The organism is Agromyces sp. NPDC056389, assembly GCF_042262385.1.
In the GTDB taxonomy this organism is placed as follows: Bacteria; Actinomycetota; Actinomycetes; order Actinomycetales; family Microbacteriaceae; genus Agromyces.
On record NZ_JBHJPN010000001.1, the window covers coordinates 314,663 to 330,323 of the forward strand.

Consider the following 15,661-nt stretch of genomic DNA (forward strand, 5'->3'; position numbering starts at 1 on the left):
GTGCCCGCTGATCGCCGTGGAGAGCCGGATTCCGGCGGATGCCGCCGACACGCGACCCCGCACGGCCTCGATGACGGTGGCCGAACATAGCCTGACGGCATGGATCTTCTGGGTGGCCACTGGGCCGACACGCTCACCGTCTTCGACCTCGAGACGACGGGAATCGACGTCGACACGTGTCGCATCGTGACCGCTCACGTCGGCGTCATCGGCGCCTCGGGCGAGGTGCTCGAGCAGCGCGAGTGGCTCGTCGACCCGGGGGTCGAGATCCCCACCGCGGCCACGCTCATCCACGGTGTCAGCACCGAGCGCGCCCGCCTCGAGGGCCAGCAGGCTCCGGTCGCGGTCGCCGAGATCGTCGGCGCGCTGACGGATGCCGCGGCGCGCGGGCTGCCGATCGTGGCGTACAACGCCGCCTACGACCTCACGATCCTCGACCGCGAGGCCGCCCGCTACGGCATCGCTCCCCTGCCCGCGCCCGGTGCCGTGATCGACCCCCTCGTCATCGACAAGGCCGTCGACAAGTACCGCCGAGGCAAGCGCACGCTCTCCGCGACCGCCGAGCACTACGGCGTCGTGCTCAACGACGCCCACGACGCCGGTGCCGACGCCGTGGCGGCCGGACGCGTGGCCCAGGCCATCGCGCGCACCTTCCCCGAGCTCGCCGCGACCGCCGTCGCCGAGCTGCACGCCCGGCAGGTCGACTGGAGCCGCGAGCAGGCCGAGAGCTACCAGGCATGGCGCCGCAAGAACGGCGAGCCCGAGTTCACGACGTCAGGCGTCTGGCCGGTGCGCTGAGCCCGCGTTGGACTCCCTCGGTTCGCGAAGGCTCGAGTAGACGAACAGGTCACGTCGTTCCGAGCGGATCACTCGCCACGATCGGAGCAGCCCTTCGCGCTCGAACCCGGCCGCTTCGGCCGCTTTCCAGGAGCCGGTGTTCCAGGGCTCGACGAACAGCTCGAGGCGCTCGAGCGACGGCAGGCTCCACGCCCATTCGCTGAGCGCCCGCAGCGCCGCGGACGCATGGCCGTGGCCACGCGCCGACTCGACGATCCAGTAGCCGACGCTGGCGCGCCCGGGATCGTCGCGAATGGGCCAGAGGCCGATCTGGCCGATGGCGCGGTCGGCCGAGTCGGCGATGGCGAACGAGTAGCCCGCGCCCGTGCGCAGGCGTCGATGCTGGCGCGCGAGGTAGGCGAGTGCGCCGCGCCGATCGGCGTTGCGCGGAACCGTCGTGAGGTCGGGTATCAGCGGGTCCCGCGAGGCCTCCCGGACCGCCTCGACGTCATCGTCGCGGAACGCGCGGAGCACGACGCCGTTGCCGGAGACCGTCGGCAGGTCGATCTGAGCCGATCGGCTGCTCCGGCTTTTCGATGGTCCCGGCATCCGGTGACGCTAGCAGACGTCACGCGCACGACGAAGGCCCCGCCGATGGCGGGGCCTTCGTGGTACGACAGTGCTTTACGCGCCGAAGCCCTTGAAGCGCTGGTTGAACTTCTCGACGCGACCGGCCGAGTCCATGATGCGCTGCTTGCCCGTGTAGAACGGGTGGGACTCCGACGAGATCTCGACGTCGATGACCGGGTAGGTCTCACCGTCGAGCTCGATCGTCTTGTCGCTCGTCGCCGTCGAGCGGGTGAGGAACGTGGCGCCCGAAGCGAGGTCGCGGAAGACGATCGCGTTGTACTCGGGGTGGATGTCGGTCTTCATGGAGACTTCCTTGGATTTCAGCTGGTGAAGCATTCGGACAGTGGATACGGAGCCTGCGCGCACGCAGGGAAGAAAGAGTGGCCCACGGGCCAGCTATCGATCTTAGCAGAATCGACAGGGCCGCGCGGTCACACGGCGCGAGCCGCGTACCGCCCGTCGGTCTCGGTGAGTTCGATCGTCATGCCGAACGTCTTGGAGAGGTTCTCGGCGGTGAGCGACTCAGCGAGCGGGCCGGCGGTGACGATGCCGCCCTTCTGCAGCAGCAGGGCGTGCGTGAAGCCGACGGGGATCTCTTCGACGTGGTGGGTGACCATCACGATCGCGGGCGAGGCCGACGATGCGGCATAGCCGCCGAGCAGCGCGACGAGCTCTTCGCGAGCACCGAGGTCGAGGCTCGCGGCCGGCTCGTCGAGGAGCAGCAGCTCGGGGTCGGTCATGACCGATCGGGCGATCTGCACACGCTTCTGCTCGCCGTCGGAGAGGCTGCCGAAGCGGCGGTCGGCGAAGCCCTCGAGGCCCCACTCCGAGAGCACGCGCTGCGCACGACGCAGGTCGATCGCCTCGTACTCCTCGTTCCAGCGGCCGGTGACCGAGTACGCCGCGGTGAGCACGACGTCGATCACGGTCTCGTTGCGCGGGATCTTGCGGGCCATCGCGGTCGAGGCGAAGCCGATCATGGGACGCAGTTCGAACACGTCGACCTTGCCGAGCGACTCCTGGAGCACGTCGGCCTTGCCCGAGGTCGGGTGCATCGCTGCGGCTGCGATCTGCAGCAGCGTGGTCTTGCCCGCACCGTTCGGTCCGAGGATGACCCAGCGTTCGTCGGAGGCGACGCTCCAGCCGACGGAGTCGAGGATCGTGTTGCCATCGCGGACCACCGACACATCGTGGAACTGCAGAACCGTGCTCGCCATGCGTCCCATGCTATCGGCAGCGCGGGGGTCGCTCGGCACGCCGAGCTCGTCGACCGCGGTCACCGGGCGAGGACTCGGCCGTAGAGCTCGAGCGTGCGTTCGGCGATCGCAGCCCAGCCGAAATCCGTCTCGGCGCGGCGTCGCCCGGCAGCACCCATCTCCGCCGCGCGTGCAGGATCGCTCACGACGGCCGTGAGCGCCGCAGCGAGATCGGCGACGAATCGATCGGGGTCGACGGGCGTGCCGGTGCCGTCGTCGAGCTGCTCGATCGGCACGAGCACCCCGGTGACGCCGTCGGCGACCACTTCGGGGATGCCCCCCGTCGCCGTGCCGACCACGGGAGCACCACAGGCCATCGCCTCGAGGTTCACGATGCCGAGGGGTTCGTACACCGACGGGCAGACGAAGGTCGTCGCCGCCGTGAGGAGCGCAGAGAGCTCGGCGCGCGGCAGGTGCCGATCGATCCACACGACGCCGTCGCGTTCGGTGCGCAACTCGTCGACGAGCGACGTGACCTCCGCCATGATCTCGTCGGTGTCGGGCGCGCCGGCGCACAGCACGAGCTGCACGTCGTCGGGCAGCAACCGTGCGGCCCTGAGCAAGTAGGGCAACCCCTTCTGCCGCGTGATGCGGCCGACGAAGATCACCGAAGGCCGATCGGGGTCGACGCCGAGCGATCGCACGACGTCGGGGGCGTGGTGCGGAGCCCAGTCCTCGAGGTCGATGCCGTTGTAGACGACCTCGACCCGGCTCGGGTCGATCGAGGGATACGAACGAAGGATGTCGCGGCGCATGCCCTCGCTCACCGCGATGACCGCATCGGCGTCTTCGAAGGCGGTGCGCTCGACCCACGACGAGAGGCGGTAGCCGCCACCGAGTTGCTCGGCCTTCCACGGTCGGAGCGGCTCGAGGCTGTGGGCGGTCACGACGTGCGGCACCCCGTGCAGGCGCTTGGCCGTGAATCCGGCGAAGTTCGCGTACCAGGTGTGCGAATGCACGAGGTCGGCCCCGACCGTGTCGCCGGCGATGAGCAGGTCGACGGCCATCGTGCCGAGCGCCGGGTTCGCCGCGGCGAACTCGGGCGGGGTCGGATACCCGAATGTGCCCGGCTCGTCGCGCGGCGCTCCGAAGCACCGCACCTGCACGTCGATGCTCGAGCGCAGCGCTCTGACGAGCTCTGCGACGTGCACGCCGGCACCCCCGTAGACCTCGGGTGGGTACTCGCGGGTGAGCAGGTCGACGCGCATGCTGCAAACGTAGCGCAGCGGCATCCGTCACGCCCCGACTTCACGGCCCGCGGACGCTTCGCGCTGACTACAGTTGTGGGCATGGCGACGCGCAAGGTATTCGGCATCGTCCTCGCCGGCGGCGAGGGCAAGCGACTCATGCCCCTGACGGAAGACCGCGCGAAGCCGGCGGTGCCCTTCGGCGGCCAGTACCGATTGATCGACTTCGCGCTCTCGAACCTGCTGAACTCGGGGCTCAGGCAGATCGTCGTGCTCACGCAGTACAAGTCGCACAGCCTCGACCGGCACGTGTCGCAGACCTGGCGCATGAGCGGGCTCCTGAACTCCTACGTCGCCTCGGTGCCCGCACAGCAGCGTCTCGGCAAGCGCTGGTTCTCGGGCTCGGCCGACGCCATCCTGCAGAGCCTGAACCTCATCTACGACGAGCAGCCCGACATCATCGTCGTCGTCGGCGCCGACCACGTCTATCGCATGGACTTCAGCCAGATGATCGACGCGCACATCGAGTCCGGCGCCGCCGCGACCGTCGCCGCCATCCGGCAGCCGATCGGACTCGCCGACCAGTTCGGTGTCATCGAGGTCGATCCGGCGAACCCCGGCCGGATCCACCGGTTCCTCGAGAAGCCCGCCGATCCGGTCGGGCTTCCCGACTCCCCCGGCGAAGTGCTCGCATCGATGGGCAATTACGTGTTCGATGCCGACGCGCTCATCGACGCCGTGCTGCGCGACGGCGAACGCACGGACTCGAGTCACGACATGGGCGGCGACATCATCCCGGCGTTCGTCGCTCAGGGCGCGGCCGGCGTCTACGACCTGCAGCGCAACGACGTGCCCGGGTCGACGGACCGCGACCGGTACTACTGGCGCGACGTCGGTACCATCGACTCGTTCTTCGAGGCGCACCAAGACCTCATCTCGGTGCTGCCCGTCTTCAACCTCTACAACCGGGAGTGGCCGATCTTCAGCCAGCAGTTGAACTCGCCGCCGGCGAAGTTCACCCGAGACGCCCGCGGCACCCTCGGCACGGTCATCGACTCGATCGTCTCGCTCGGCTCGGTCATCTCGGGCGCGCACGTCGAACGCAGCGTCATCGGGCCATGGGCGAAGGTCGGGTCGGGCGCGTACGTCTCCGATTCGATCCTCTTCGACCGCGCGCGCATCGACGCCCGCGCAACGGTGCAACGGGCGATCCTCGACAAGGAGGTCATCGTCGAGGCAGGGGCGCGCATCGGCGTCGACCGGGCCGAAGACATCGCCCGAGGGTTCATCGTGACCGACAGCGGCATCACCGTCGTGGGCAAGGGCTCGCGCGTCCGGGCCACCGCGTGAGCGCCGGCACCGTCGGCCGCGCGAGCGGCCCCCTCGTCGTGCTCGACGCCGACTCGACCCTCATCCGCGAAGAGGCCATCGAGCTGCTCGCCGAAGCCGCGGGCACGCTCGACCACGTCGCCGCCGTGACCGAACGAGCCATGCGCGGTGAGCTCGACTTCGCCGAGAGCCTGCGCGAACGGGTCGCGACCCTCGCCGGCCTCGACATCGCAGTGCTCGCCGCCGCGCGCGAACGGATGACCCCCACCCCCGGCGTGCAGGAGCTCATCGACGGCGTGCACGCGGCCGGTGGGCGCGTCGGCGTGGTGTCGGGCGGCTTCCACGAACTGCTCGACCCGCTCGCCGAGCGCCTCGGGCTCGACTTCTGCCGTGCGAACCGGCTCGAGGTCGCAGGCGGCCGGCTCACGGGCCGAGTCGACGGCCCGATCATCGATGCTGCCGCGAAGGCCGTCGCGCTCGCCGAGTGGGCGGATGCCGGCGGCATCCCGCTCGCTCGCACGGTCGCAGTCGGCGACGGTGCGAACGACCTGCAGATGCTCGGCCGCGCCGCACTCGGCATCGCCTTCTGCGCGAAGCCGATCGTGCGGGCGCAGGCCGACCTCGTGATCGACCGCCCCGACCTGTCGCCGGTGCTCACCGTGCTCGGCCTCCGCGGCTGAGGCCCGGGTGTCGCTCGTTGGCCCTCGCCCGCGCCGCGGCGTAGCATCGCGGCATGGCTGAGGTCGGGGGTGCGCGCTCGGCGCGGCCGGTGATCGTCGGGGTGGTACCCGGTCAGCCGGCCCACGTGGTGCAGCGGGCCGCCGTCTTCGCGACCCGGTTCGGAGGCGAGCTGGTGTGCGTGTACGTCAACCCCGCACGCTATCCGGTCGACGAGGCCGACGACGGATCGGTCGAGAGCGCCTCGATCGATCCCGACTTCGCCGATGACCACGAGACGGCGTTCGACGAAGCACTGGCGCGCTCCCTGCGCGACCTCCTCGCGACGACCGCAGTGCCCTGGCGCACGCTCGCGCTCGCCGGAGATGTCGCCGGCGCCCTCGGGCACCTCGCCGACACCCTCGATGCCGCCATGATCGTCGTGGGTGCCCGCGACCGCTCGCTCGGCGGGAGCCTGCGCGAGTTCTTCAGTCGTTCGATCGGCGCGCAGCTGGCGCACCGCCAACCGCGACCGGTCGTCGTCATTCCTGCCGCGCAGCGCGCGGCGTCCGAACCCGACCGCGGAACCGACTCGTGACGGATGCACGGCCGCTCCACCTCCGGTGGAGCGCCATCGCACTCGTCGTGGCGGGAGGCATGGCCGGATCCGCAGCCCGAGCCGGGCTCTCCCTCACGATCCCAGCGGTCGCGGAGGTGCCGATCGCCATCGCGATCGTCAACATCGTCGGAGCGTTCGTGCTCGGTTGCCTGTACTCGGCGCTCGCGCACCGGAGCCCCGCGGATGCATCGGCCGTGCGGCTCCGCCTGCTCCTCGGCACCGGGTTCTGCGGAGGGTTCACGACCTACAGCGCGCTCGCGAACGACACCGTCGTGCTCGCGGTGAACGGCGCGATCGGAGCGTCGATGCTGTACGCCCTCGGCACCCTGTTGCTCGGCGGACTCGCCACCTGGGCGGGCATCGTCGTCGGAATCGGACTCGGCGGAGACCGTCGAGGCACCGCTCGGGGCGGCGGGCCGTCATGACGCTTCCGCTCTTCCTCCTCGTCGTCGTCGGCGGCGGGCTCGGTGCCGGCGTGCGCTTCGTCCTCGACGGCCTCATCCGATCGCGAGTACGCACCGGGTTCCCGTGGGCGACCACGGTCATCAACGTCTCGGGTTCCTTCGCGCTCGGCGTCATCATCGGCGCCACCCTCGCGAACCTGTTGCCCCCCGAACTCGCACTCGTGCTCGGAACAGGGTTCCTCGGCGGCTACACGACCTTCAGTACCGCGAGCTACGAGACGGTGCAGCTCATCCGCCAGCGACGATTCGCCTCGTCGTTCATCAGCGGGGTGCTGATGCTCGTGTTCTCGCTCGCGGCCGCGGCCGGCGGGCTCTGGCTCGGCAGCGCGTTCTGACCCTCCCGCGGGCCCGGCCCCGACTCAGTCCTGCGGTGCTTCCTGCAGGGTCACCGTGGTCGTCGACGGGGTTCCGTCGCGGAGATACCCGATCTCGACCTCGTCGCCGACCTGCGCCTCGAGCGTGACGGACGTCAACGCCTCGGGGCTGACGGCGGGTTCGCCGTTCACCGTGAGGATGATGTCGCCAGCAGTGATGCCCGCCTCGTCGGCCGGCCCGCCGGCGACGACCGACGCCACGTACAGGCCGCCTTCCACGCCGAAGTCGGCGGCGGCGTTCTCGGGGATCGCGACGACCGAGACTCCGAAGTACGGGTAGCTCGCGCTCCCGGTCGAGATGAGCTGGTCCACGATCGACATCGCCCGATCCACGGGAACGGCGAAGCCGATGCCGACGCTTCCACCGCCGGCCTCGCCAGCGGCGTTCGGCACCGTGGCGATCGCCGTGTTGATGCCGATCAGCCGGCCGTCGCAGTCGACGAGCGGGCCGCCCGAGTTGCCGGGGTTGATGGCGGCATCCGTCTGGATCGCGCCGGTGAGGACGGTCGTCGCATCACCGTCGCTCGGCACCGTCACGTCGCGCCCGAGCGCGCTGACGATGCCGGCGGTCACCGATCCCGAGAGTCCGAGCGGAGCACCGAGCGCGACGACCGGCTGCCCCACGACGACGTTCGCCGAACTGCCGACCTCGATCGTCGGCAACGCGGTCGGGTGTTCGACCTTCAGCACCGCGATGTCGGCTCTCGGGTCCCGACCGACGAGCGTCGCGGGTGCGGTCTCACCGCTGCTGTAGAGCACCGCGATCTCACCGCCCTCCGCGGCGACCGCGATCACGTGGTTGTTGGTGACGATGTACCCGTCGTCGCGGATGATCTCGCCCGTCCCGACACCGCCGCCGGAGCCGCTGCGCGCAGAGATCGTCACGACCGCGGGCAGTACGTCGCTCGAGACCCGCGACGCGTCGCAGACGCTGCCGTCGGCGACCGCGGCCGACGTGGACGCCTCAGGCGCAGCGGAAGGCACCGGAGTCGCCACCAGGTTCCGCCCGAGCAGCCCGCCCAGGAAGCCGGCGATCAGCCCGAGAACGACGGCGATCACGACGGCGATCCAGATCCACCCCCGACCGGGCTTCGCCGCGAGCTGCGGCCCGGCGGCCTGCTGCGGCCCGGATGGCTGCGCCTGTTCACCCTGCTCCGACATGGCTCCCCCTCGCCCCGAGTGAGCCCCAGTCTGCCCTCGGTCGCTCGCGGAGGTCAATCGCAGGCGTCGCGCGGAGCGGCGCCGACTAGTGCCCCATGCCGAGTCCGCCGTCGACGGGGATGACAGCGCCCGAGATGTATCCGGCGTCATCGCCTGCGAGCCACGTGACGACATTCGCGACCTCTTCGGGTGCCGCGAAGCGGCCGAGCGGAATGCTCTTCTTGTACTCCGCCTGCTGCGCCTCCGGCAGTTCGCCGGTCATGTCCGTCTCGATGAATCCGGGGGCGACGACGTTGGCCGTGATGTTGCGAGCGCCGAGCTCGCGGGTGAGCGAACGGGCCATGCCGACGAGCCCCGCCTTCGACGCCGAGTAGTTGACCTGGCCGGCCGAACCGAACAGGCCGACGACGCTCGAGATCAGCACGATGCGGCCGAACCGCGCCTTCAGCATGCCCTTCGAGGCACGCTTCACGACGCGGAAGGCGCCCGTCAGGTTGGTGTCGATGACGCTCGTGAAGTCGTCTTCGCTCATGCGGAGCAGCAGCGTGTCGCGCGTGATGCCGGCGTTCGCGACGACGACCTCGACCGGGCCGAGGGCCGCTTCGATCTCGGTGAAGGCGGCGTCGACGGATGCCGCGTCGGTGACGTCGGCTCGAACGGTCAGCGACCCCTCGGGCCCTTCGCCCGAACGGGCGGTCACTGCAACGCGGTGGCCCTGGGCGATGAACTCGCGGGCGATCGCGAACCCGATGCCCCGGTTGCCACCGGTCACGAGAACGGTGCGGCTCGTCGTCATGCGTACTTCTCCTTCTGGCGTCGGGCCGATCGGCCCGTTTCAGCTTAGAGGCTCATGTATTCGAGGCATCCGTCGCCCGCTGTCGGACGTAGGCTTGAAGCAAGAGGAGTGCCGCAGGACCCCGGCGACCACCATGAAGCAGCAGCAGTCGATCACCACGCTGCCCCCCTCGCCCGAAGCGGAGCGGCGGGCGCGCATGATCAAGTACACGATCGCGATGTCGATCCGTGTGCTCTGCGTGATCGGCCTGCTCTTCGCCCGGGGCTGGTGGCTCGCGGTGTTCGCGGCGGGAGCGATCTTCCTCCCGTACATCGCCGTGGTGCTCGCGAACGTCCAGGGCTCCGGCCGGCAGCGCGCGGTGCTCCGCCCGGGCGGGCTCCTGCGTCGCACTCCCCCGCCGGCCGCACCGCCGACGGCCTCGCCGACGGCCGGTCCCGAGGGTTCGACGAACGCGGCGCCGCAGAACGACGATGCGACCCGCCACGACGAACGCGGCGCAGCATGATCGGTGGACTGGGCGCGTCGCCCGACCACGGCACCTGCTCGCGCGCGCAATGCCGGGAGTCCGCGACCTGGCGCATCGACTGGCGCAACCCGCGCATCCACACGGGCGACCGCAGCAAGACCTGGCTCGCGTGCGACGAGCACGTCGAGTATCTGCGGGGCTTCCTCGAGGCGCGGTCGTTCCCGGTCGTGGTCGCCGCGTTCGCAGACATCAACGAGCCGCGGCCCGACGCCGCAGACGGAGACGACGAGTGAACGACTGGCGATTCCTGTTGCATCGACGATGGGCGGGCTACCTGCTGCTCACGGTCGTCTTCGCGATCGTCTGCTCGGCGCTCGGCTCCTGGCAGTTCAACCGGCGCACCGAGGCGCTCGCCGAGGTCGCGCGCATCGACGCGAACTACGACGCGACGGCCGTGCCTGTCGCCGAGGCGCTGCCCGACCCCGATGCCTTCGAGATCGATCAGCGCTGGCAGGTGGTCGCCCTCTCGGGCGAGTACCTGACCGATCAGGAGATCGTCGTGCGCAACAGGCCGTTCGAGGGCAGCTCGGGCTTCCAGGTCATCACGCCCTTCCGACTCGACGACGGCACCGTGTTCATGGTCGATCGCGGATGGATCGCGCAGAACTCCGAGGGGCGGCCGAGCGAGGTGCCACCGCCGCCGAGCGGCCACGTCGAGGCGGAGGCGCGCCTGAAGGCCGGTGAAGGGCGCATCGACGGTCGCACATCGACGGGCCAGGAGTTCGCGACGATCGACCTCGAAGAGCTCTCCGAGCGGGTCGGCGAACCGAGCTACACGGCCGCCTACGGCGTGCTCGTGCAGCGGGGGGCCGACGCCGACGAACCGCCGCTGGCGGCCGCGCGCCCCGAACGCGACGAGGGGCCGCACCTCTCGTACGCGCTGCAGTGGTACGTCTTCGCCCTCATGGGATTCGTCGGCCTCGCGTGGGCGGCGAACCAGGAGCGCAAGGCGCTCGCCGAGACATCCGGCTCGACGGATGCCGCGACTCGCGCGGCCCGGAAGCCGAAGACGAAGCGGCGCGACGCCGACGCCGACCTCGAGGACGGCGTGCTCGACCGGCGGTAGCGGAGCCGAGCACGCTCGACCTCACGCGAGCTCGATGAGCTCCTGGTACTCGCGGCTCCAGTGGTCTTCGGTGCCGTCGGGCATGATGAGCACTCGCTCGGGGTTCAGCGCCTCGACGGCGCCCGGGTCGTGCGAGACGAGCACGACCGAGCCCTCGTAGTGCGCGAGCGCGTCGAGGATCTCGGCGCGGCTCGCGGGGTCGAGGTTGTTGGTCGGTTCGTCGAGGAGCAGCACGTTCGCGCCCGAGACGACGATCATCGCGAGCGCGAGGCGCGTCTTCTCACCGCCCGAGAGCACGCCGGCGGCCTTGTGCACGTCGTCGCCAGTGAAGAGGAACGAGCCGAGCACCTTGCGCGCCTCGGTCTCGGTGAGGTTGGGCGAGGCGCTGACCATGTTCTCGAGCACCGAGCGCTTGACGTCGATCGTCTCGTGCTCCTGCGCGTAGTAGCCGACGCGCAGGCCGTGCCCGGCTTCGACGACACCCGTGTCGGGCTTGTCGACACCCGCGAGGATGCGGAGGAGGGTCGTCTTTCCGGCACCGTTCAGGCCGATGATGACGACCTTCGAGCCGCGGTCGATCGCGAGGTCGACGGCGGTGAAGATCTCGAGCGAGCCGTAGCTCTTCGAGAGGTCCGACGCCGTGATGGGCGTGCGGCCGCAGGGCGCGGGCGTCGGGAAGCGGAGCTTCGCGACGCGGTCGACGGCGCGCACCTCTTCGAGGCCGGCGAGCAGCTTCTCGGCGCGGGCGACCATCTGGTGGGCGGCGGCGGCCTTCGAGGCCTTGGCGCCGAACTTCGCGGCCTGGAGCTTCAGCACGTCGGCCTTCTTCTCGGCGTTCGCGCGCTCCTTCTTGCGGCGCTCCTCGTCGGCGGCGCGCTGGCGCTGGTAGTGCTTCCAGCCCATGTTGTAGATGTCGATCGCCGAACGGTTCGCGTCGAGGTAGAACACGCGGTTCACGACCTCGCCGACGAGTTCGACGTCGTGGCTGATCACGATGACGCCGCCCTTGTAGCCCTTCAGGAACTCCCGGAGCCACACGACGGAGTCGGCGTCGAGGTGGTTCGTCGGCTCGTCGAGGATCATCGTCTCGGCGTCGGAGAACAGGATGCGCGCGAGCTCGATGCGGCGGCGCTGGCCACCCGAGAGGGTCTTCAGCGGCTGGTCGAGGATGCGATCGGGCAGGTTCAGGTTCGAGGCGATCGAGGCGGCCTCGGCTTCAGCCGCATAGCCGCCGAGGGCGGTGAAGCGGTCGGTGAGGTTGCCGTACTTCTTCATCGCGCGTTCGGCGACCTCGGGGTCGTCGCTGCCCATGTTCATGGACGCCTCGTGCATGCCGAGCACGAGCGAGCCGAGCCCGCGAGCGTCGAGGATGCGCGTGCGAGCGAGCATCTCGGGGTCGCCGGAGCGCGGATCCTGCGGGAGGTAGCCGATCTCGCCGCCGCGGTCGATGCGGCCGCCGGTCGGCAGCGTCTCGCCCGCGAGCGTCTTCGTGAGGGTGGTCTTTCCGGCGCCGTTCCGGCCGACGAGGCCGATCTTGTCGCCGTCGGAGACGCGGAAGTTCACGTGCTCCATCAGCACGCGTGCACCGACGCGGATCTCGAGATCATGGACGGCGAGCACGGGGTTCCTCCGAAACGACAGGGGTGGGATGGCGTGCCGAGCGGCACAGCCTCCCAGTCTATCCCGCCGAGCGGGGCGGCGAGCGTCAGGTGACGCCGTCGCGCAGTTGTCACAGGCATCCGGCAGACTCGCACCATGACGACGGATGCCCCGCACGCCTCGATCTCGGCGGTGCGTGCCGCCCGGCTGGCCGCTCAAGGTCTCGACGGCGGCTTCGACTCCCCCGCCGAGGCCGTCGACCGGATGGTCTGCCTGCAGGCGCAAGATCTCGCCGCCGCGAAGTGGGTGCTCGGGGCGCGGGTCGCCGGCACGACCGAGGCGACGATCGACGCGGCCATCCACGAGCGAGTGCTGGTGCGCTCATGGCCGATGCGCGGCACGCTGCACTTCGTCGCCCCCGAGATGCTCCGGCCGATCCTCCGCCTCACTGCGGCGCGACTCATGCAGCGAGCGGCGAAGACCCACCGCGACGAGGGCATCGACGACGAGGTGCACGCCGTCGCCCGCAGGGTCGCGGTGCACGAGCTCGAGGGCGGGCGGGCGGCGACGCGCGACGAGTTGCAGGCCGCCTGGACGGCAGCGGGCATCGACACCGCGGGCCAGCGCGGCTATCACCTCATCTGGCGCCTCGCGAACGAGGGGCTGCTCTGCTGCGGCCCGGTCGAGACCCGCGCACGGCAGCGCTTCGTGCTGCTCGACGAGTGGTCGCCGAGACGCTCCGACGAACCCCAAGACTCCGACGAGATCCTCGGCCGCCTGTTCGCCGGGTACGCTCGCGGCCACGGACCGGTCACGGTGCGCGACTTCGCCTGGTGGACGGGCCTCACGCTCACGCAGGCGCGCGTCGCGCAGGCCGCCGCACGCGCGGCCGTGGTCCCGTTCGATGCCGAGCGGTTCGTCGCGGCCGACGCTCCCTCGACGTCGACCCCGCCGTCGGGCCACCACGTGCTCGCGCCGTTCGACGAGTACTTCCTCGGCTACGGCGACCGCACGGCGTTCTGCTCCGACGCCGACGCCCTGCGCGTCGTGCCCGGCAAGAACGGCCTGTTCCTGCCGATCCTCGTGGCGGGCGGCGAGGTCGTCGGCACCTGGCGCCGTGCCCCCGAGCGCAAGGGCACGACGTCGATCGAGGTGACGCGGTTCCGCGGCCGGCCGGCGGTGAGCAGGTTCCACCCCGCGTTCCAGCGCTGGGCCGCGTTCTGGTCGACCGGACTCGGTGAGATCACGGCGGCGTGAGCTGACGACGAAGGGCCGGATGCCGCGGCATCCGACCCTTCGTGAATGTACGTTCGGTGCTTACTGCTCGAGCGCAGCCTGCAGCTCGAGCGTGATCGTCACCTGGTCGCCGAGCAGCACGCCGCCGGTCTCGAGCGCTGCGTTGTAGTGCAGGCCGAAGTCCTCGCGGTTGATGACGGTCTTCGCGGTGGCGCCGCCCTTGTAGTTGCCGTAGGGGTCGCCGCCGAAGCCGCCGAAGTCGAAGTCGAAGGTGACCGGCTTCGTGATGCCGCGGATCGTGAGGTCGCCATCGACCTTGAAGTCGCCCTTCTCGACGCGCACGCCGGTCGAGACGAAGTCGATCGTCGGGTAGGCCTCGGCCTCGAAGAAGTCGCCGGTGCGCAGGTGCGCGTCGCGGTTCGGCTCGTTCGTGGTGATCGAGGCGACCTCGGCCGACGCGGTGACGGTCGAGTCGAGCGGGTTCTCGGCCGTGACGAAGGTCGCGTCGAAGCGCTCGAACTTGCCCTTGACCTTGCTGATCATGATGTGGCGGATGCTGAAGCCGACCTCGCTGTGCGTGGGGTCGATCTTCCAGTTGCCTGCACGGTATCCGGGGATCTCGATCGTCGAGGCGGTGGTCGTCATATTGGGTGGTCTCCCGTGTTCGATGTCATGGCGGCCGAACGGCCACGCATATGCAAACGCATGGAGCTGGGAGGTATTCCCGACCGATCGAGAAGTTTCAGGAGACTCCCGGGTCAGCCCGTGAGCGAGCGGCGCAGGGTCAGCACCCGCTCGGCGGCGTCATCGAGCTGTTCCTCGGTGATGCGCCCCGACTGCACGGCGCCGACGAGGGATCCGACCAGCCCGTCGACCGAGATGCCCATCGATGCGGGATCGGCCGGGAGCACGTAGAGCAGCAGGTCGGCCCCCGCGGCAACCGCGCGTACCGCGTTCTCGCCGGGATCTGCGAACTCGGGCAGGCCGTTGTGCTGCAGCATCAGCATGTCGTCGGTCACGACGACTCCGTCGAACCCGAGTTCGTCGCGCAGCACGCGATGCCACTCGGGCGAGAGCGATGCCGGAGCGGCATCGACGGCGGGGTAGCTCAGGTGCCCGGTCATCACCAGTTCGGCTCCGGCGTCGATGCCGCTCGCGAAGGGCAGCGCAGGGCCGGCGCGCCATTCGTCGATGGTCAGTGGCGCGGACGGCACGCTCGAGTGCGAGTCGCCTGGTGCCGCCCCATGACCGGGGAAATGCTTGAGCGTGCTCGCCACGAGCCCCTGCTCCCCCGCGACCGAGCCCGCGACACGCTCGGCCGAGCCGGCCGGGTCGGTGCCGAGCACGCGTCCGAAGATGAACGAATCGGGATCGGCGGTGACATCGGCGACGATCCCGAAGTTCACGTTGACGCCGCTCTCGGCGAGCGTCGTTGCCCGAGCCGCGAATGCGGCCTCTGCGGCGGCCGGCGCCTCGGCGCGCAGGGCTTCCGCGCCCGCCGCGCCGTCCCAGGGCAGCCGCTGCACCTCGCCGCCCTCCTGGTCGATGCCGATCAGCACGGGGGCTTCGGGGTCGGCCTGCACGGCGGCGGTGAGCGCGCCGAGCTCGGCCGGGCCCGCCGGGACGTTGTCGCCCATCAGGATGAGGCCCGACACTCCCGCGTCGACGTACGCGCGCAGCGGGGCAGGGTCGGTGCCGGGCGCGTGCACCATGAGCAGGGCTGCCGCCTTCTGCTCGATGGTGAGCTGCGACATCCGCTCATCGACCCAGTCGCCGATCGGATCGACCGGCGCGGGCGTCGGGCTGGGCGACGTTGCCGCATCGCCGGAAGGCGCGGAGTCGCCGCTCGCGGGCGCGCACGCCGTCATCGCGAACAGCGCCGCCGTCAGGACGAGTGGCAGTCGTGCTCTTCGGATGATGCGCATTCGAACGACTCTACGGTGCGTGTCCGAACGAGCGCCGAGAGCGGCCGTGGGTAGACTCG

General features: G+C 70.4%; 19 protein-coding genes. 10 read left to right on the forward strand and 9 right to left on the reverse strand.

Features of this window, described 5'->3' with window-relative positions; genetic code table 11:
• Window positions 1–99: 99 nt before the first annotated feature.
• Window positions 100–798 (forward strand): exonuclease domain-containing protein, encoded by a 699-nt coding sequence (locus ACFCVM_RS01545; RefSeq protein ID WP_375833008.1) that lies wholly within the window; start codon window positions 100–102, stop codon window positions 796–798.
• On the opposite strand, the gene ACFCVM_RS01550 is transcribed toward ACFCVM_RS01545, so the two are convergent.
• The 4 genes from ACFCVM_RS01550 to glgA form a co-directional block, all read right to left on the reverse strand.
• Complete coding sequence (locus ACFCVM_RS01550; RefSeq protein ID WP_375833010.1) at window positions 775–1,386, reverse strand: GNAT family N-acetyltransferase; 612 nt, start codon at window positions 1,384–1,386, stop codon at window positions 775–777. The genes ACFCVM_RS01545 and ACFCVM_RS01550 overlap by 24 nt on opposite strands.
• A 75-nt stretch (window positions 1,387–1,461) precedes the next feature.
• A complete protein-coding gene (locus ACFCVM_RS01555) occupies window positions 1,462–1,710 on the reverse strand; it encodes a type B 50S ribosomal protein L31 (RefSeq protein WP_375833012.1) in 249 nt (82 codons plus the stop codon).
• Between the two features lie 128 nt (window positions 1,711–1,838).
• Complete coding sequence (locus ACFCVM_RS01560) at window positions 1,839–2,624, reverse strand: ABC transporter ATP-binding protein (RefSeq protein ID WP_375833014.1); 786 nt, start codon at window positions 2,622–2,624, stop codon at window positions 1,839–1,841.
• Between the two features lie 59 nt (window positions 2,625–2,683).
• A complete protein-coding gene (gene glgA / locus ACFCVM_RS01565) occupies window positions 2,684–3,871 on the reverse strand; it encodes a glycogen synthase (protein ID WP_375833016.1) in 1,188 nt (395 codons plus the stop codon).
• Between the two features lie 81 nt (window positions 3,872–3,952).
• Here glgA and ACFCVM_RS01570 point away from each other — a divergent pair, with 81 nt between their 5' ends.
• Genes ACFCVM_RS01570 through crcB form a run of 5 tightly spaced genes read left to right on the forward strand, consistent with a single transcriptional unit; the run spans window position 3,953 to window position 7,254 of the window.
• Complete coding sequence (locus tag ACFCVM_RS01570; RefSeq protein WP_375833018.1) at window positions 3,953–5,200, forward strand: glucose-1-phosphate adenylyltransferase; 1,248 nt, start codon at window positions 3,953–3,955, stop codon at window positions 5,198–5,200.
• Window positions 5,197–5,859 carry a phosphoserine phosphatase SerB gene (gene serB, locus ACFCVM_RS01575; RefSeq protein ID WP_375833020.1) on the forward strand — a complete coding sequence of 221 codons (663 nt, stop codon included), beginning with the start codon at window positions 5,197–5,199 and terminating at the stop codon, window positions 5,857–5,859. The genes ACFCVM_RS01570 and serB overlap by 4 nt, the downstream gene beginning before the upstream one ends.
• A 53-nt stretch (window positions 5,860–5,912) precedes the next feature.
• On the forward strand, window positions 5,913–6,434 hold the full coding sequence (locus ACFCVM_RS01580; protein WP_375833022.1) for a universal stress protein: 522 nt from the start codon (window positions 5,913–5,915) through the stop codon (window positions 6,432–6,434).
• Window positions 6,431–6,880 carry a fluoride efflux transporter FluC gene (locus tag ACFCVM_RS01585; RefSeq protein WP_375833025.1) on the forward strand — a complete coding sequence of 150 codons (450 nt, stop codon included), beginning with the start codon at window positions 6,431–6,433 and terminating at the stop codon, window positions 6,878–6,880. Before ACFCVM_RS01580 ends, ACFCVM_RS01585 begins: the two co-directional genes overlap by 4 nt.
• Window positions 6,877–7,254, forward strand: coding sequence for a fluoride efflux transporter CrcB (gene crcB, locus ACFCVM_RS01590; protein WP_375833028.1), 378 nt, complete (start codon window positions 6,877–6,879; stop codon window positions 7,252–7,254). Before ACFCVM_RS01585 ends, crcB begins: the two co-directional genes overlap by 4 nt.
• A gap of 24 nt (window positions 7,255–7,278) precedes the next feature.
• Here the strand turns inward: crcB and ACFCVM_RS01595 are convergent, their stop codons facing one another.
• Entirely contained in the window at window positions 7,279–8,454 is a 1,176-nt protein-coding gene (locus ACFCVM_RS01595; RefSeq protein ID WP_375833031.1) for a S1C family serine protease, read from the reverse strand.
• Window positions 8,455–8,539: 85 nt separating this feature from the next.
• Window positions 8,540–9,250 (reverse strand): beta-ketoacyl-ACP reductase, encoded by a 711-nt coding sequence (locus ACFCVM_RS01600; protein ID WP_375833033.1) that lies wholly within the window; start codon window positions 9,248–9,250, stop codon window positions 8,540–8,542.
• 133 nt (window positions 9,251–9,383) lie between these two features.
• On the opposite strand from ACFCVM_RS01600, the gene ACFCVM_RS01605 reads away from it, so the two are divergent.
• The 3 genes from ACFCVM_RS01605 to ACFCVM_RS01615 are packed head-to-tail and all read left to right on the forward strand — an operon-like array spanning window position 9,384 to window position 10,842.
• The gene (locus tag ACFCVM_RS01605) at window positions 9,384–9,755 is read left to right on the forward strand and encodes a DUF3099 domain-containing protein (protein ID WP_375833036.1); all 372 of its coding nucleotides are present in this window, start codon (window positions 9,384–9,386) and stop codon (window positions 9,753–9,755) included.
• Complete coding sequence (locus ACFCVM_RS01610; protein ID WP_375833039.1) at window positions 9,752–10,009, forward strand: hypothetical protein; 258 nt, start codon at window positions 9,752–9,754, stop codon at window positions 10,007–10,009. Before ACFCVM_RS01605 ends, ACFCVM_RS01610 begins: the two co-directional genes overlap by 4 nt.
• The gene (locus tag ACFCVM_RS01615) at window positions 10,006–10,842 is read left to right on the forward strand and encodes an SURF1 family protein (RefSeq protein ID WP_375833042.1); all 837 of its coding nucleotides are present in this window, start codon (window positions 10,006–10,008) and stop codon (window positions 10,840–10,842) included. The genes ACFCVM_RS01610 and ACFCVM_RS01615 overlap by 4 nt, the downstream gene beginning before the upstream one ends.
• Before the next feature lie 21 nt (window positions 10,843–10,863).
• Here ACFCVM_RS01615 and ACFCVM_RS01620 read toward each other — a convergent pair whose 3' ends face one another.
• Window positions 10,864–12,462 carry an ABC-F family ATP-binding cassette domain-containing protein gene (locus ACFCVM_RS01620; protein WP_375833045.1) on the reverse strand — a complete coding sequence of 533 codons (1,599 nt, stop codon included), beginning with the start codon at window positions 12,460–12,462 and terminating at the stop codon, window positions 10,864–10,866.
• Between the two features lie 135 nt (window positions 12,463–12,597).
• On the opposite strand from ACFCVM_RS01620, the gene ACFCVM_RS01625 reads away from it, so the two are divergent.
• On the forward strand, window positions 12,598–13,698 hold the full coding sequence (locus ACFCVM_RS01625; RefSeq protein WP_375833047.1) for a winged helix DNA-binding domain-containing protein: 1,101 nt from the start codon (window positions 12,598–12,600) through the stop codon (window positions 13,696–13,698).
• Window positions 13,699–13,758: 60 nt separating this feature from the next.
• Here the strand turns inward: ACFCVM_RS01625 and ACFCVM_RS01630 are convergent, their stop codons facing one another.
• Window positions 13,759–14,322, reverse strand: coding sequence for a YceI family protein (locus ACFCVM_RS01630; protein ID WP_375833050.1), 564 nt, complete (start codon window positions 14,320–14,322; stop codon window positions 13,759–13,761).
• Between the two features lie 113 nt (window positions 14,323–14,435).
• Window positions 14,436–15,602, reverse strand: coding sequence for a glycoside hydrolase family 3 N-terminal domain-containing protein (locus tag ACFCVM_RS01635; protein ID WP_375833052.1), 1,167 nt, complete (start codon window positions 15,600–15,602; stop codon window positions 14,436–14,438).
• Window positions 15,603–15,661 lie beyond the last annotated feature (59 nt).

Coding starts and splice junctions, on each gene's coding strand:
- ACFCVM_RS01600 (WP_375833033.1), bottom strand. CDS start 9,250: ATGACGACGAGCCGCACCGTTCTCGTGACCGGTGGCAACCGGGGCATC.
- ACFCVM_RS01570 (WP_375833018.1), top strand. CDS start 3,953: ATGGCGACGCGCAAGGTATTCGGCATCGTCCTCGCCGGCGGCGAGGGC.
- ACFCVM_RS01595 (WP_375833031.1), bottom strand. CDS start 8,454: ATGTCGGAGCAGGGTGAACAGGCGCAGCCATCCGGGCCGCAGCAGGCC.
- ACFCVM_RS01630 (WP_375833050.1), bottom strand. CDS start 14,322: ATGACGACCACCGCCTCGACGATCGAGATCCCCGGATACCGTGCAGGC.
- ACFCVM_RS01625 (WP_375833047.1), top strand. CDS start 12,598: ATGACGACGGATGCCCCGCACGCCTCGATCTCGGCGGTGCGTGCCGCC.
- ACFCVM_RS01635 (WP_375833052.1), bottom strand. CDS start 15,602: ATGCGCATCATCCGAAGAGCACGACTGCCACTCGTCCTGACGGCGGCG.
- crcB (WP_375833028.1), top strand. CDS start 6,877: ATGACGCTTCCGCTCTTCCTCCTCGTCGTCGTCGGCGGCGGGCTCGGT.
- ACFCVM_RS01550 (WP_375833010.1), bottom strand. CDS start 1,386: ATGCCGGGACCATCGAAAAGCCGGAGCAGCCGATCGGCTCAGATCGAC.
- ACFCVM_RS01605 (WP_375833036.1), top strand. CDS start 9,384: ATGAAGCAGCAGCAGTCGATCACCACGCTGCCCCCCTCGCCCGAAGCG.
- ACFCVM_RS01580 (WP_375833022.1), top strand. CDS start 5,913: ATGGCTGAGGTCGGGGGTGCGCGCTCGGCGCGGCCGGTGATCGTCGGG.
- ACFCVM_RS01555 (WP_375833012.1), bottom strand. CDS start 1,710: ATGAAGACCGACATCCACCCCGAGTACAACGCGATCGTCTTCCGCGAC.
- ACFCVM_RS01545 (WP_375833008.1), top strand. CDS start 100: ATGGATCTTCTGGGTGGCCACTGGGCCGACACGCTCACCGTCTTCGAC.
- ACFCVM_RS01610 (WP_375833039.1), top strand. CDS start 9,752: ATGATCGGTGGACTGGGCGCGTCGCCCGACCACGGCACCTGCTCGCGC.
- ACFCVM_RS01560 (WP_375833014.1), bottom strand. CDS start 2,624: ATGGCGAGCACGGTTCTGCAGTTCCACGATGTGTCGGTGGTCCGCGAT.
- glgA (WP_375833016.1), bottom strand. CDS start 3,871: ATGCGCGTCGACCTGCTCACCCGCGAGTACCCACCCGAGGTCTACGGG.